General features: G+C 63.2%; 14 protein-coding genes. 13 read left to right on the top strand and 1 reads right to left on the bottom strand.

The features are described from left to right. The 13 genes from RIN13_RS11325 to RIN13_RS11265 form a co-directional block, all read left to right on the top strand. Window positions 1–862: NADP-dependent oxidoreductase (locus RIN13_RS11325; protein ID WP_309107439.1), on the top strand; the 862-nt coding region annotated here is incomplete at its 5' end. A 359-nt stretch (window positions 863–1,221) separates the two neighbouring features. Next, window positions 1,222–1,368, top strand: a complete 147-nt coding sequence (locus tag RIN13_RS11320) for a hypothetical protein (protein WP_309107438.1) — start codon at window positions 1,222–1,224, stop codon at window positions 1,366–1,368. 52 nt (window positions 1,369–1,420) lie between these two features. Continuing rightward, window positions 1,421–1,597 (top strand): hypothetical protein, encoded by a 177-nt coding sequence (locus tag RIN13_RS11315; RefSeq protein ID WP_309107437.1) that lies wholly within the window; start codon window positions 1,421–1,423, stop codon window positions 1,595–1,597. Between the two features lie 91 nt (window positions 1,598–1,688). Then, a complete protein-coding gene (locus RIN13_RS11310) occupies window positions 1,689–1,886 on the top strand; it encodes a hypothetical protein (protein WP_309107436.1) in 198 nt (65 codons plus the stop codon). Window positions 1,887–1,890: 4 nt separating this feature from the next. Next, the gene (locus tag RIN13_RS11305; protein ID WP_309107435.1) at window positions 1,891–2,646 is read left to right on the top strand and encodes an ABC transporter ATP-binding protein; all 756 of its coding nucleotides are present in this window, start codon (window positions 1,891–1,893) and stop codon (window positions 2,644–2,646) included. Beyond that, window positions 2,643–3,383 (top strand): hypothetical protein, encoded by a 741-nt coding sequence (locus tag RIN13_RS11300; protein WP_309107434.1) that lies wholly within the window; start codon window positions 2,643–2,645, stop codon window positions 3,381–3,383. Before RIN13_RS11305 ends, RIN13_RS11300 begins: the two co-directional genes overlap by 4 nt. Beyond that, window positions 3,380–4,990, top strand: coding sequence for a daptide biosynthesis intramembrane metalloprotease (gene mpaP / locus RIN13_RS11295; protein ID WP_309107433.1), 1,611 nt, complete (start codon window positions 3,380–3,382; stop codon window positions 4,988–4,990). The genes RIN13_RS11300 and mpaP overlap by 4 nt, the downstream gene beginning before the upstream one ends. Continuing rightward, window positions 4,951–6,054, top strand: coding sequence for a glycosyltransferase family A protein (locus tag RIN13_RS11290; protein ID WP_309107432.1), 1,104 nt, complete (start codon window positions 4,951–4,953; stop codon window positions 6,052–6,054). The genes mpaP and RIN13_RS11290 overlap by 40 nt, the downstream gene beginning before the upstream one ends. Window positions 6,055–6,087: 33 nt before the next feature. Next, window positions 6,088–7,182 carry a hypothetical protein gene (locus RIN13_RS11285; RefSeq protein ID WP_309107431.1) on the top strand — a complete coding sequence of 365 codons (1,095 nt, stop codon included), beginning with the start codon at window positions 6,088–6,090 and terminating at the stop codon, window positions 7,180–7,182. Next, a complete protein-coding gene (locus RIN13_RS11280) occupies window positions 7,179–7,949 on the top strand; it encodes a class I SAM-dependent methyltransferase (RefSeq protein ID WP_309107430.1) in 771 nt (256 codons plus the stop codon). Before RIN13_RS11285 ends, RIN13_RS11280 begins: the two co-directional genes overlap by 4 nt. Continuing rightward, the gene (locus RIN13_RS11275) at window positions 7,942–9,189 is read left to right on the top strand and encodes an aminotransferase class III-fold pyridoxal phosphate-dependent enzyme (protein ID WP_309107429.1); all 1,248 of its coding nucleotides are present in this window, start codon (window positions 7,942–7,944) and stop codon (window positions 9,187–9,189) included. Before RIN13_RS11280 ends, RIN13_RS11275 begins: the two co-directional genes overlap by 8 nt. After that, a complete protein-coding gene (locus RIN13_RS11270) occupies window positions 9,186–10,424 on the top strand; it encodes an iron-containing alcohol dehydrogenase (protein WP_309107428.1) in 1,239 nt (412 codons plus the stop codon). The genes RIN13_RS11275 and RIN13_RS11270 overlap by 4 nt, the downstream gene beginning before the upstream one ends. Further along, the gene (locus RIN13_RS11265) at window positions 10,414–11,625 is read left to right on the top strand and encodes a YcaO-like family protein (RefSeq protein WP_309107427.1); all 1,212 of its coding nucleotides are present in this window, start codon (window positions 10,414–10,416) and stop codon (window positions 11,623–11,625) included. Before RIN13_RS11270 ends, RIN13_RS11265 begins: the two co-directional genes overlap by 11 nt. Before the next feature lie 57 nt (window positions 11,626–11,682). On the opposite strand, the gene RIN13_RS11260 is transcribed toward RIN13_RS11265, so the two are convergent. After that, a complete protein-coding gene (locus tag RIN13_RS11260) occupies window positions 11,683–13,461 on the bottom strand; it encodes a glycogen debranching protein (protein WP_309107426.1) in 1,779 nt (592 codons plus the stop codon). Between the last annotated feature and the right edge of the window lie 5 nt (window positions 13,462–13,466).

Below are 13,466 nucleotides of genomic sequence, written 5' to 3'. Positions count from 1 at the left end.
CCTTTTCCGGCCCAGGCTGCCGTTCATTGGGGGCTGTGAGCTGGCCGGAACCGTCGTGCGGGCCGGGCCGGGCGCCAACCGTTTCACCGCCGGGGACCGGGTGTATTCGCGGGTTGACGCTCCGGGGCTGGGTGCTTTCGCCGAGTTTGTCTGTGTCCCCGAAGAGCTCGTGGCGTTGATGCCTCAATCGCTGGGGTTCGCAGAAGCGGCCGGCCTCCCGCTTGCCGGCCTCACGGCGCTGCAGGCGTTGCGGGACGAATTGCGGATCCAACCGGGAAGCCGGCTGTTCATTTCCGGTGGGGCAGGCGGAGTGGGGACCCTTGCCATACAGCTCGCCAAGTATTACAGAGCAGAGGTGACCGCCACTGCCTCTCCCCGCGGCCATGCCCTGGTCAGGGAGCTGGGCGCTGACCGCGTGGTGGATTACACGCGGGAGAATTTCGCGCACACCCTCGAGGGCTTCGACGCCGCTCTGGATGCAGTGGGTGGGCGGACGTTGACACGCGTCTTTCGCATCCTCCGGCGCGGCGGCAGAATTGTCTCCGTGGCCGGCATCCCCGAGCCGAAGACAGCCCTCCAGGACCTCCACGCGTCCCGGGCTGTCGCCATCCTGTTCTGGGTTGTCAGCCTGGGGGTTCGGCTGCGCGCCTGGAGGGCCGGGGTTTCGTACCGGTACCTGTTCATGCACGCAAGCGGTGATGATCTCCGGTTCCTGGCCGGGCTGGTGGACGAAGGGTACGTCCGGCCGGTGGTGGATAGCATCTATCCGCTGACGCAGATCCCAGACGCCTTTGCCGCTTTGGAAACGGGCGGCGCTAAAGGCAAGATCATCGTCACCATGGACGACGACTCTCCAGCCTGAGTAATTCTCCGGCCTGTGCACGGGAACCTTGCTTTTCCAGACACTGGGGACGATTAAGGGTCTCAAGCCGCTGCGGGTTTCGCTTACGGCTAAAACAGGTTGGGTTACTTAACGTTGGCAGACGGCGACAGAGGCATCATGCCGGGCGGGGTAGGTCCGGAATCCTCGTACTGCTCAAGTTCTGGGGCCGACCCCGCCGTTCGCGCCCGACTTATCTCATGCTCCTTGGGGAACATCAAGTCACATGACTGGTGGCGGCTGCTTCGATAAGACTTCGCGTTTTGACCTACTAGACTCATTTTGTCCAATGAATGGATAAGTTCATCGTTCTATTTCTGTACCGGGGGGAGGTAAGAAACATGGAGAACCAACTCGCTCAGATTGAGCAGCTTGAGGAACTCGACGCACCCGGATGGGGCGAATGGGTGGCCGGAATCGGCGTAGGTGCAGTTGTTGGCGGCGGTCTCGTTTACGGCGGGATCGCCATCGGCGTCGCAATCACCTGACATTGAGGATGAAAGTCCAGACTGTCAGATAAAGCCTTTTGGGGAGGTGAAAATGGAAACCGAACTTAATGTAAACAGCGAATTCGCGGCCCTCGTGGCTGGAATCGAACCATTGGAGTCGCTTGACGCGGCTTGGAACTGGGGCGAATTCTTCGGCGGCGTAGCAATCGGAGTTGGCGCCGCTGGCGTTGTCGCCGGTGGCATCGGCATCGGCGTAGCTATCACCTAGGAAATGATTGTCCCTATGGGGGTGGACATCTTATTTCCGCCCCCATAGGCATTTTCAACGACAAGACATCAATTGCAGAAAAGAGTGACCCATGCGAATCACGCAAGGCAAGGCAATCATCCCGCTTATCGCCGTACTTGGAGCCCTCGTCGCAACGCTGGGCGGCCTGACCGCGATGCTGGCCGTAACCGGCACCCAACCCGTCCTCCTGGGCATTACCTTGGCTGTCGGCCTGATCCTGCTTGTTGTGCTCGGCATTTTCATCGGACTCCTGCGGAAGCGGAGCTAACCCTATGGCCGTGCAGCCGATGGTTTCAGTGACAGGCCTGGAAAAGAGGTATGGACAGAAAACAGGAATTGCAGGAATCACCTTTGGCATTGGCCGGGGCGAGTGTGTAGGGCTCCTCGGCCCGAACGGGGCCGGAAAGTCGACGCTTCTTAAGATTCTCTGTGGACTGATGCGACCGACTGCAGGGAACGTGCGGATCCTGGACCAGGACCCATGCTCCGTAGCGGAGCCGGGCAGGACCTTGGGATTCGTTTTTGATCCGGCGGGCCTCCCGCCGGACCTCACGGTTCGGGAGTGCCTTACCATCGAGGCGCTGGGCCAGGACCTCGGCCGGGGCGCCGTTGGCAAGGCAACGGAGGGCTTTGAACTGTCAGAGTTCGTGGGCCGGCGCGTACGAAAACTGTCCACAGGCCAGCGTCAAAGGGCGGCTCTGGCAGCTGCCATGATGGGCGACCCGGAAATCCTGATCCTCGACGAACCAATGAACGGTCTGGACATCGAGTCCACGCGTTGGCTGCGGAAAAAAATCGAAGAACGCACAGTCCGGAACAAAACAACGCTGATCTCCAGCCACAACCTTGCCGAAGTCCGGCGGCTGGCGGACAGGGCCATTGTAATCCGCCGGAACCAGCGCTTCGACGGCCCCATTCCTGAGCTTGGGGAGTCCGAACTTGAACGCTGGTATTTGTCGCTTGTTGATGACGGCGCAACGGCCGACAGTGGCACCGCCGTGGCTGCCGGAAAGGCTGAGCACGCATGATCCGTTCTGAAACCTTTCGTATGTCCCGGGGATGGTCACTGCCGATCCTGCTCCTCACAGCCCTCGCCATGAATGTGCTGGCTGCCTACGGCACGTCCACCACCATGGACGCCGCAGGATTCGCTGCCCCCGGCGGTTCGGAGAAGGCCACTGCGGCACTCGTTGGCCTTGGATTCGGGGCCAGCCTCTTTTCCATGATCTTCGGGATCATCTGCGTCACCCGGGATTTTGGGAACTCGTCCATCGGCCGAAGTTCGTTCCTATCCGGTGGGCCGCTGCGCCTGCTATCCCTGCGGGCCTTTGCCCTGCTGATCCCCGCGATCGCATTCGCAGTGGCGGGCACCCTTTCCGTCGTGGTTGTCGCCATAGTCACCATTTCGTCGAATGGCGGCGAGTTCATCCTGGACGGCGACGGTCAAGCAACCTTCGCGGGAGTTTTCTTTACCATCATTTTCGCGGCCTACCTTGGCCAGTTCATCGCCTGGCAGGGCCGGAAGTCCCTCCCGGTCGTCATCGCCCTGATCGCATGGACGCTGGTCCTTGAGCCAAACGTCATCAATCTGCTTCCTGCCGTGGGCAAGTTCCTGCCCGGCGGCGCCGGCCAGGCAATGAGTCTGGATGCTTCGGCCACATATGACATGCTTCCTGTCGGCGGCGGCTACGCCGTCTACCTGGGCTGGCTCGTGGTTCTTTACGCCGCGGCTGCGCTCCGGCTCAAGCGGTCAGACCTCCTGTGAGCACTAAGTACCCGTGGCTTAGCCAGATACGGCTCTCTGAGAAGGATGAAGGCGGCCGCGTCCTCATCAGCAATGCGTCGGGTCCAGTCCTTCGCGTGCCCTATGCCCTGGGGGAAATTGTCCAGGAAGCGCAAAAGTCACTGCCCGGAGTGAATGCAAATGGCATAGCTGAAAGGATTCGGGCCGGGCGGGCAGGCCATTCCGAAACTGGAGCTTCGCCGTTGACCGGGGAGGAGGTGCAGTTGCTGCTCGATACGCTGGCAAAGAACCCTGCGATGGCACGGATGGACGTGTCGTCGGACCGGCGCCTTCAGTTTCGCAAACCTTTTTCCGTCCAGCTGACTCTGCTGGACCCGTCATGGCTGCTCGGCCGTCTGCCCGGGATCACAAAGATCATCTCTACCCGCGCCTTCTGGTGGGCGGTCGCTGCCATAAACGCCGTGGGAGTCATCGCGGTGGCCATGCTGCTGCTGGACCAGGGAAGCGCCCTTCACGACACCACTACCGTGTCGGGCTACCTCTGGCTGCTGGTCGCCCTGTATCTGGCTGTTTTTGTCCACGAACTTTCCCATGCGGCAACACTGGTTGCCTACGGTGGGAGGTCCCGCCGTGTTGGTTTTATGCTGTTTTACCTGGTTCCCGCCTTCTTCTGCGATGTGACCGAGGCTTGGAAACTGAAGCCTGCCGAACGCGCCAAAGTTGCTCTGGCAGGTATTGCCGCCCAGGGAAACCTGGGGGCTATTGCCGGTGTCCTGGCTTTCATCCTGCCCCGGGATCTTGCCACCCTGGCTGCTGCCTTCAGCATGTTGTGCTTCCTCTACGGGGTGCTCAACCTGATTCCCTTCGTTAAGCTGGACGGCTACATAGCCCTTGTGGGATATCTGGACAAGCCGAACCTCAGGGCACGCTGCATGGACGAGTTCCAGGCCTGGACAAGGGGCCTTATATTCCGCACCGGTACGCGGCCTGACGTGCGCACTTCTCCGCTTCGGCTTCTGTTCGGCCTCCTGTGCATCGTGTTCCCACTGCTGATCCTGATCGGCGTTGTGTCGGCGGCCGGCAGCTATCTCGCATCCCTGGGCAAGCCGGCGGCGTGGATCCAGCTGCTCCTGGTTGGCGGCCTCGCCACATGGCTGGTGCTGCGCGGAATCGGGCACGTGATCGGACTGCGGAAATCCGGTATTGGCAAGGGCCCTGCCCGGGCATATGCTGCCGTTGCGCTGGTTGCTGTCGCCGTTTTGGTAGTCGCCGTTCCGTTCCCGAACAATGTCCACGGCGGCCTGTACACCGACGGGAACGGGCCGCGCTTTGTCCTTCTCGGCGGCTCCACCGGGTCCACCGGCGGAAGAGTGGAGCTCTTTGGCCCCGGGCTCGTTCCGGGGGGCAGCATCGGTACAGGAACAGCAGTGGGCGCGCCTGAACCCTGCACCGTTCCGCTGGCCGCGACGGTGGCTGTGAAGGAATCGGAACTCGCCCTTGAATCGCTCTGCGTTCGCCTTGAGTACGCCGGCACGGCGCCGCGGACCGGCACGGCGGTCTGGGAAGTTCCGGGCCAGACCATCGCACAATGGGTGGGCAACGTCGTCGCGAGGCTGGCGCGGCCATGACCCACCCGCGGTTCACCGTTGTCTGCCCGGCCTACAACCGCTCAGCAGCGATTGAGGCAACCATTGAAAGCGTCATAGGCCAAACCACGGGGGACTTTGAACTCTTAGTTGGCTCGGACGGTTCGACAGATGACACGGACGACGTCGTTGCCGGATTCGCCCGCGGTGACCGGCGCGTGAAGCTGCTGCGCCTCAAACACACGGGTGATCCCGGCCTGGTCCGCAGCCGGCTGTGCCGGGACCTCGGCACTGCCTACGTAGCCTATATTGACCACGACGACATGTGGCGGGAAGACCATCTGGCCGTCCTCGGCGCTGTATTGGACGGCGGTGCGCCCTTGGCCGCAAGCGGCGCTGAGTACCGGCAACAGGACGGCGCCTCGGCCATCCTGCGCGGTCGCAGCCTGCTATGGCACCCGGAGCTCGCCGTCGTGGACCCCTATGCCGAGCCGAGCCGGGTGGCCCACCGCAAGGGTGTCCTGGACTCGGCTGGCGGCTGGCGGCGTGCATGCCGTGGGCTGGAAGACTGGGACCTCTGGTGGCGGATGGGCGCACAGGGAATTGCTCTCCAGCCCGTTGACGAGCCGAGTGCGGTGGTCTCTATCTCGGGATCAACCCGGCGGAATTCGCTGGGCTACAAGATGGTGGCACCGCTGGCCAACACCGCAAGTGAGGCATTAGCCAAGGCAGTGGTCGGTGAGTGGGCGGGCGAACGACTGACAGATGTTTTTGCCGAAGACTTCCGTCGTTGGGCTGCGGAGATCGACGGTGACCCGCAAGCGAGGCTGCCGCTGCCGTGCCACAAATACGGGCCTGACGCCGGGCTGCCCGCCGCCGGCGGCGTGACGGATACGTTTACCGCGGCATCCAGCTGGCCGGGCGTGGTGCTCACGCTGGCTGTTTTCCCTGGCGGCCGTGAAGGCTGGCTGGTGGGCCTTGCCGCACCGATCGTCAGCCGCAGCCACGGTCGAAGCATGGAGACGGTACTGGAGCGCCGTTTTCCCGTGGCGATGGCGCGCCTGAGATCGGCCCTGTTGCTGCGGCTTCAGGACATTAACACGTAGAAGTATGAAAAACGCATATCCAGGAGGGTAACCATGAGTGAAGAGTTTTCGCAGGAGTCTGCAGTTTCAGAGCGGCTGCGTTTGTGGCTGGAGGGAATACGCCCTGGCGCCGCAATCCGGGATGCACTGGTAGCCGGGAGCGTTGACAAAGAACGCATTCAGTCGCTGCCGGCGTCCGACACATCGTTGGTGTTCGTCGAAGAATCGCAGGTGGAAGCGGCCCGGGAGCTGACCGGCTCAACCGTCGTTGGCTACAACGGTGAGTTCTCCACCAACGGTGGCGAAATCGGCATCGGCGACAGCTTCGTGGTGCAGCTTGAAGGCTATGCAACGGCCCCGTACGTGGCAATCTCGTGTCCCACGGTTTTCTCCATTGAGGAGAACGCAGACCGGGAGTCTGTCGCGGCCGACGCCGAAACGGCCTTCGAATCCGGGGTGTTTCCACGGTTCCTTCTGACCCAGCTTGTCACGGTCCTGGACCAGCAGTTCTGGCAGAGCAGTGGCCGGCTCGGCAGCGATCCCGCGCGGCTTTTTGTTCCTGCCGGGAAACCCGCGCTGCTCTCCGGACCGGCTGGCGGCGTCGTGGAGGTTTCCGGCGACGCTTACTCCACTGCTGTCCCCGTTGCGGGGGAGGACAACGCCGAACTGCTCGCCGGGAACATGGGGATTGGACGTTTTCTCGGGGCGGCCAAAGTGCTCCGCGCCGCACAGAGCCGTTTCCGGGCCGGTGCCCAGGTCTCGGGGTTCGGCTCGTCGCTGTTCCAAGGCGAACCCGCCTTGGAACGGTCCCGCGGGGACAGCGTGTTCGTGATCGTCGCCGACGAGCAGTATTTTGTGACCGATCTGCGCACAGGACGGCTGAGTAAGGTTCCCAGGGACGTCGCCGAAGCAGTCGAAACCGTGCTGGCCGGCGCAGAGCTTGGCCGGGACCTGCAGGCCAGGCTCGGCCTGAAACTGTCAGGCAAGAACCTTTCACCGGCGGCACAGGTTGGCAGCAGCACAGAGCTGCAGAAGCTGTTCTCCCACCTGTCCATCGAGATGGGGCGTGAAACAGATTCGGTGCCCCCGCCCGCTGTGGCAGTACCGGTGAACCCTGCCCTGACCATTGTCCCGGCAGTCATCACATGAGCAATCACCAGGCAACCCTGTACACGGGGCGGGGCGCCGAGCTCTACCATGCGGTTGTCCAGTCGGACAGTTCCGAGCTGCGGGAGATCATCCACAGTCTCCGGGGGAAAGACCCCCGGATTTTGGAGCTCGCGGCCGGCTCCGGTCGGATAACCCTTGCCCTCCTGCCATTCGCCCGTTCAATCACTGCAGTCGACAACTCAGCCGAACTCCTTTCGATACTCCAAGACGAACTCGCTCGCCCGGACCGCCGAAGGACCGCTTCAAAAGTAGAGACCGTGCTGGCCGACATTCTCGCGCTGGAGCTAGATGAAATCTTCGACTGTGTGGTCCTGGGCACGACGTCGTTCTGTCTCTTTGACGCGGACCAGCGCCGCTCGCTGCTGACCGACATCCGGCGGTGGCTGGCCCCGGGAGGCGAACTGCTGCTCTCCCTGCGTACGCCCGAGCTGGGCGGAAGCAACTTCTACCTGCACGAGGTTTCGCCGCAGCTGGCGATTGAGGAAACCTTCGACGCCGTCGGCCGAACCTTTACCTCGACGCTGGTCGAGCGGTCAGGGGACGGGCAAAGAATTGCGGAGTATTCCGTGACGACGCATCTGCTTACCGAGGGCGAACTCAGGGACGAGCTCGGAGCGGCAGGCCTTGCCGTGACAGGCGCAGTCGACGTCGGACCCCGGAACCGGCTCGGTGCCATTGGCAATTACAAACTTTTCAGGGCGCACGCTCCGGCCCGAGACACCATCGGGGGGACGGCCAATGTCTAGCGGCGACTACTTCGAGTTTTATCTGCCGTCCAAGGACTGGGGCAACGTCGAGGCAACGGCAGTCCAGGGCAACACCATTACGTTCGCGGACGGAAGCGAAGCCCTGTGCGGGATCAGTGGCCTTTGGAACGCCAGCCTGGGCTACGGCAACCGGGCTGTGGCGGAAGCCATCAACGAAGCGAACCTCAACGCAGCCACCCTGCCCATCTTTCGCCGGGGCAGCGCGTACTCGCGCGAAGCCGCGACGCGACTGCTCGACTTTGCGCTCCCGCATGAATATGCTTCGGTCTTCTACGCAACGTCCGGCAGTTCCGCGCTGGACGCCGTGGTTAAGCTCAGCCGCCAGTTCCATGACATCGCCGGGAATCCCAAACGCCGCCGCATCATCAGTTTCACCGGCAGCTACCACGGCGTGACTATGGGTGCGATGGCCGTCACCGGTTCCTACCTCTTCCAGGATGTCTACCAGGTGGATCAGCGCCTGCACATAAAGATTCCTTATGATGACCAAGGCGCCCTGGACGTTGTGATGAAAAGGTTCGGCTCGGAGGTTGCCGCAATCATCATGGAACCGGTTCTGGGTTCCGGAACGCTGCCTGTACCCGCGGATATTGTTGATGCCGTCTACGCGTACCGGGAATCCGAGGGTTTCCTGATTGTGGCTGATGAGGTCGCCACCGGCTTCCACCGGACGGGACCAAAATTTGCCAGCCACCACTGGACCCAGCCGGATGTGCTGGTCCTCAGCAAGGCGCTGACCAACGGCACCTGTGCCGCCTCGGCCCTCCTTTTGGGGCACCGCGTCGTGGATGCCCTGGACCAAGCACAGCAGGTGTTCTGGCACGGTGAGACCCAGGCCGGATCCCCGCAGTCCTGCGCCGCCATTGTGGCAACGCTGGACGAGATCGAACGGCAGGGCATCGCGACGTCGGCAGCCCGCGTGGGTGGGAAGCTGGAAGGCTTTGTTAGCGGGCTGGAGAGCCTGTCACCTAGGGTCAAAGCCTTCGGACGCGGGTCGTTCCGTGCCGTGCAGCTCTTTGACGAGGAAGGTGAAGTCATCGGGACGGACAAGGTTTTCGAGCTCGTCGGAGAGTGCCGTCGGCGCGGGGCCATCGTACAGCCTTCTCCCGGGGCGCTGCAGTTCGTGCCCGCCCTCAACTATCCCGATGCGGAGCTGGACATGCTCTTCGGAAGGATCCAAGGTGTCGTAGCGGACTACCTGGGCGGGAAGCTCGCGTGATTTCGGCGACTGTTTTGAGGCCTTCCACCCCCTTGCAGATTGCCGGAGCTGGGTCTGCCCGGCAACTGTCGCAGGGTTTCCAGGCCATGAGGGCGGTCATGGTGGTCGATCCCGCCATGGCTGACCGCGCCGAAAGCCTCAGGTCCGGCGGCTTCCTCTGGGTGGAGACTGCCGCATCGCCCGCCGCCGCCGTGGAGGCGGCGTCCGGGCTCGCCCGGCGCCTGAAACAGTCCGTTGTGGAACGTATTCTCAGTGTCGGCGGCGGAAACACCATGGACTTCGCAAAGCTGGCCGTGTCAATGGCGGCGGATCCGTTGGTGGAGCAGGTTCTGGAACGCAGTGACGGCCGGACCGGGGTGGTGGTCCTGCCTCGGCCGCTCGGAAGCCACATCGATTTCTGCGCCATCCCCACCACATTTGGCACCGGATCCGAAGTCAATGCGGCGGCCTGCTACGAATCGGCCGGAGGCGCGGGCGACGCTACCGGACTGGTCCCGACCAAGAACCTGGTGCTGCTGGACGGCATGGCAACGTCCGCGGTGGCCTATGACCCGGACTTCCTTGACGCGCCGCCGTGGCTTACCGCTGAGGGCCTGCTCGAACCGGCAGTCCGGCTCCTCACCTCCCTCGTGGAAGGAAATTCGGACCTGGACTACTCGGAAGCCCAGGGCAGATGGCTCCTGGCAGCCGCTGGCAAGAATCTTGCCGCTGGCAGGGAAAGCTCGTTCCGGCTGTCCGGTCCGGAGCGTGTGGATGCTGCCCTGCTGAGCGCGGAGTCGCATGCGGGTTGGTCCTTACGCGGCCGTGGCCCCGCGCCGTCATCGCTGTGGTTCCTGGCGAACGAGTTGTCCATGGCGCTGGGCTTGCGGAAGAACCAGGCATCCGCCCTGCTGCTGGGACCGTGGCTCGACGCGGTGACCGCGGGCCGCGCGGTCTGGGGGAGCCGGCGGAAGCTTGAGGAGCTGTGGCCCCTGGTGTCCGCTGACGTTGCCGGGGTAGGTGCTGCCGCACTGCTGGGCCCTGACTACAGCCGGCCCCCCTGGATCCAGTTTCCCGGCAGCGGTGGCGCCTCGCCGGCCGAACTCCCAGATCTGCTGGCCAAGAACACCCTGCGCCGATTCGGCCGCGGACGTCCTATGAAAAGGGCATTGGGGCATGAGGAGCTCTCGGAGATGTTTGCCGCTGCCATCCGAGCCGGTTTGCGGGAATCAGGGATTGATCCACATGGCAGTTGACTACGTGCAGACATTGAACCCGGACAACGGATTGGCGCGCAGTGTGCGTATCCTGCGTCCCGACGGGACAAACAGCTTCCTCTGGACGGTCGCCGTAGACATCGGCCAGGAACGCCTCGACGGTCCGGACGCGGGCATCGACATGAGCTGGGTCGGCGCGGCCGGAATCCGGCGGGCCCCGACTCTCGCCCGTGCGGCAGGCGAAGCGGTGGAGCGCAGCGCACTCATTCCCGGGGAGGGCCTCGCAAGCGGCGGCGGACTTCCGCTGGCGCCACGTGGCGCGTGCTGGGCTGACACATCCACTGTTCCGGCCCTGAAGGCCTACGCCGCAACGAGGTATGAGCGCGACGGCATTGAAGCCGCCGTCGCTGTCCCTGCGGCGGCGGTTGATTTTCCGCCCGCCCCCGGTGTCCTGGACCTTTTTGACCCAGGCCCTTCAGGGACCGCGGCCGGGATCGACCTGGCCATGGCAGAGAAGTCCGCCGCCAAAGAAATCATCGAACGCAGTTCGGCGATGCTTGGATGGGATCAGCCTGAAACGGCACTCCGCTACAACCTGCACGGCAACGGATTCTGTGCCCAGACCCTTGGCCTCGCCACCGCTGCCGCCGGACAGGGCGTCGAACTGGAACTCGTCCTCCTCCGGGAGCCCCACGGCCACGCTGTGTGGATGGCCGTGGCCATCGACACCAGGCACATGGTGGTGGGGGCTGGCCTTGGCCTCGAGCAGGACCCGTCCCAGGGCGTACTGCGGGCCGTACAGGAGTCCCTACAGATCCGGTCTTTGCTGATCAATCTGAAGGACTTCGAGGGCTGGAGAACCGTGGTGCCACCAATCACCAGCGAGATGGCCCGGGCGCGGTACTGGGCCGCGGACACCAGTGTTGCCGGGATCCGCGAATGGCTGGACCGCATCCCCCGAGCTGACCGGCCTCCCCGCTCCACCGCCCTGTCCGCCACGCAGTCGGACAACCAGGAACGGCGCAGGACCTGGCTTGACAGCCTGCCGGGGTACACGATGGTTGACCTGACGCCGCGCCTACCGCCAGCCATCAGGGAGATGGGGTGGTGCGCCGTGAAGATTTTCTGCGACACCCTTCAGCCACTGCGGATGTCTGATGCCCTGGACTGGAACGTGCTTAATGTCCCACCCATCGCTAAACAGCATCAGGGCAACGCCCGCCCGCACCCCTTCATCTAACCGACACCAGGAACCCGCCTGGACTGGCAGACGCGAGTGACAGAACCGTCCGCGCCTTCAGCTGACGGTGTCGGCAAACAACTCATCAGGCGCGGGGGCCTCGGAAGCCAGGCTTTCGGCTGACCGCTGAACCGCATCGGCGGCGAGGGCAAGGTAAGTGCTGGCGGTCCACGTGTAAGCCCGGTCGCGCAGCCCTTCACCCGTTAGAGCGTCAAAATTTTCAGCGAACCCGCTGGTTTCGCAAAGGGTCCGGAACCGGCTGCTGATTCCGTTTGCCAGGTCCACATAGCCGCCTCGTCGCAGGCCGTCCTCAATCAGGTAGGTCGACGGAGCCCAGATGGGTCCGCGCCAGTATCCGTCGGGTTCGTAGAGCGGGGAAGTTGGAGGCTCGGTTGCCGGACCCCAGTTCGTGAGGTGTTCGGTGAGGCGGACCGCCATGGTTTGGCCGATTTCGGCTGGAAGCCGGTCAGAGATCAGGAGCGGAAGAAGGTTCAGGAGGCTGGTGGAGGTACTCCAGCGTCCGGTCAACGGTGCGTAAGCCCTGAAGCCGTCCCCGTCCCAGAGCCCCATCAGTCCTTGGAAAATCCTGTCCCTGTGACCGCGCCAAATACCCTCCTCGCCCGTGTTGAGTTCCTGGGCAATATCGATGAGGACGTCCAGTTGATAGACCAGGAAAGCGGCCAGATCGGGTGACTCAATGAGCCGGTCCTTATCGAACGTCGTCGAATTGTCCCACCCGCTGTCATTGCCGTGCTGGTAGTAGGGGAGCTCGCGGCCCGGGCTTGTGCGATGGTTGACCCAGAACCCTGTCCACCGTGAAAGGGCACCATAGATCTCGGTCAGCAGGGCGTCGTCGATCCCGGGCAGGCTCTCGCGGAGCTTGGAGTAGGCCCATCCGTGAATCGGCGGCTTGACGTAGTTGTACAGAAGCTCGGAGTGGGAGATCGAGTCGGGGAGTGCGCCCTCGGGCGTCTGGTGATCGAAGGGGGCCAGGAACTGGTCCCACGCTTCCTCCGCAAAACCGGCCGACAGGGCCACCGCGTTGAAACAGTGATCCCAACTCCAGACCTTGTCCATCCAGTGTTTGGACATCAGGACGGACTCACGATGGAGGAATCCCAAAGGGCTGACCGTTGCTGAAAAGAGAACGTAGGCGGCAAGCGCAGCAGCGGGAGTCTCCTGGTTTCGCCATGCCGCGATCCGGTCCAAATAGCCTGCGAAGGTGGCGTCGGCTTTCTCGACGGACTCCTCGAAGGACGTTTGAAGCACCAGCGGGTCCCTCGCAGTGCGGAACTCATCGATGGCGATTTCCCAGACCCCTTTCGAGGCGCTCACTTCAACCCAGCGCTTCGCCTGGCCCAAGGCTTCCGAGCCGACCGCGGAGAGTGCGCCTTTCAAGACCGTGATCCTGTACCTCAAGCCTGTTTCGTAGGACGTGAAGCACCATCCGTTACTGGCAGGATCGTAGTAAAAGAACGTCCCCGTAAAGGGCGTGAGGCTTGCGGCTGCGTCTTCGAGGCGCATGGCGAGTCCCTGCCCGGAGAGGCGCAGGATTTCGGGGCCGTCGAAGACGGCGTCAACTCTCGCATCGCCGTCGACCCATGAAAGCACTGAGCTGTTGGCTTCGATGGAGGCATCCACCTGGCTTCCGTTCCGGCGCGGTGTCAGCCCAAGGACGCCTGTGAGGCCGTTCTGGTGGCCGTTTTGATGGGTTACGAGGTGGATGTCCGGTGCACTTTTGTGGAGTCCGATGACACGCGACAGATTCAGCCATGATCCGCGGGTGCTGAAGGGGATGTGGTCTATGTCGAAGGGGACACGGGAGTTTTTGGGCATTGGTG

This window comes from Arthrobacter sp. (genome assembly GCF_031179985.1).
In the GTDB taxonomy this organism is placed as follows: Bacteria; Actinomycetota; Actinomycetes; order Actinomycetales; family Micrococcaceae; genus Arthrobacter.
The sequence above is the reverse complement of the archived record's forward strand: the minus strand, read 5'-3'. Positions and strand labels throughout refer to the sequence as shown.

Excerpts from the sequence above, each read along its gene's own strand:
- RIN13_RS11320 (WP_309107438.1), top strand. The coding sequence starts at position 1,222 with ATGGAGAACCAACTCGCTCAGATTGAGCAGCTTGAGGAACTCGACGCA.
- RIN13_RS11315 (WP_309107437.1), top strand. The coding sequence starts at position 1,421 with ATGGAAACCGAACTTAATGTAAACAGCGAATTCGCGGCCCTCGTGGCT.
- RIN13_RS11310 (WP_309107436.1), top strand. The coding sequence starts at position 1,689 with ATGCGAATCACGCAAGGCAAGGCAATCATCCCGCTTATCGCCGTACTT.
- RIN13_RS11305 (WP_309107435.1), top strand. The coding sequence starts at position 1,891 with ATGGCCGTGCAGCCGATGGTTTCAGTGACAGGCCTGGAAAAGAGGTAT.
- RIN13_RS11300 (WP_309107434.1), top strand. The coding sequence starts at position 2,643 with ATGATCCGTTCTGAAACCTTTCGTATGTCCCGGGGATGGTCACTGCCG.
- RIN13_RS11290 (WP_309107432.1), top strand. The coding sequence starts at position 4,951 with ATGGGTGGGCAACGTCGTCGCGAGGCTGGCGCGGCCATGACCCACCCG.
- RIN13_RS11285 (WP_309107431.1), top strand. The coding sequence starts at position 6,088 with ATGAGTGAAGAGTTTTCGCAGGAGTCTGCAGTTTCAGAGCGGCTGCGT.
- RIN13_RS11280 (WP_309107430.1), top strand. The coding sequence starts at position 7,179 with ATGAGCAATCACCAGGCAACCCTGTACACGGGGCGGGGCGCCGAGCTC.
- RIN13_RS11275 (WP_309107429.1), top strand. The coding sequence starts at position 7,942 with ATGTCTAGCGGCGACTACTTCGAGTTTTATCTGCCGTCCAAGGACTGG.
- RIN13_RS11265 (WP_309107427.1), top strand. The coding sequence starts at position 10,414 with ATGGCAGTTGACTACGTGCAGACATTGAACCCGGACAACGGATTGGCG.
- RIN13_RS11260 (WP_309107426.1), bottom strand. The coding sequence starts at position 13,461 with ATGCCCAAAAACTCCCGTGTCCCCTTCGACATAGACCACATCCCCTTC.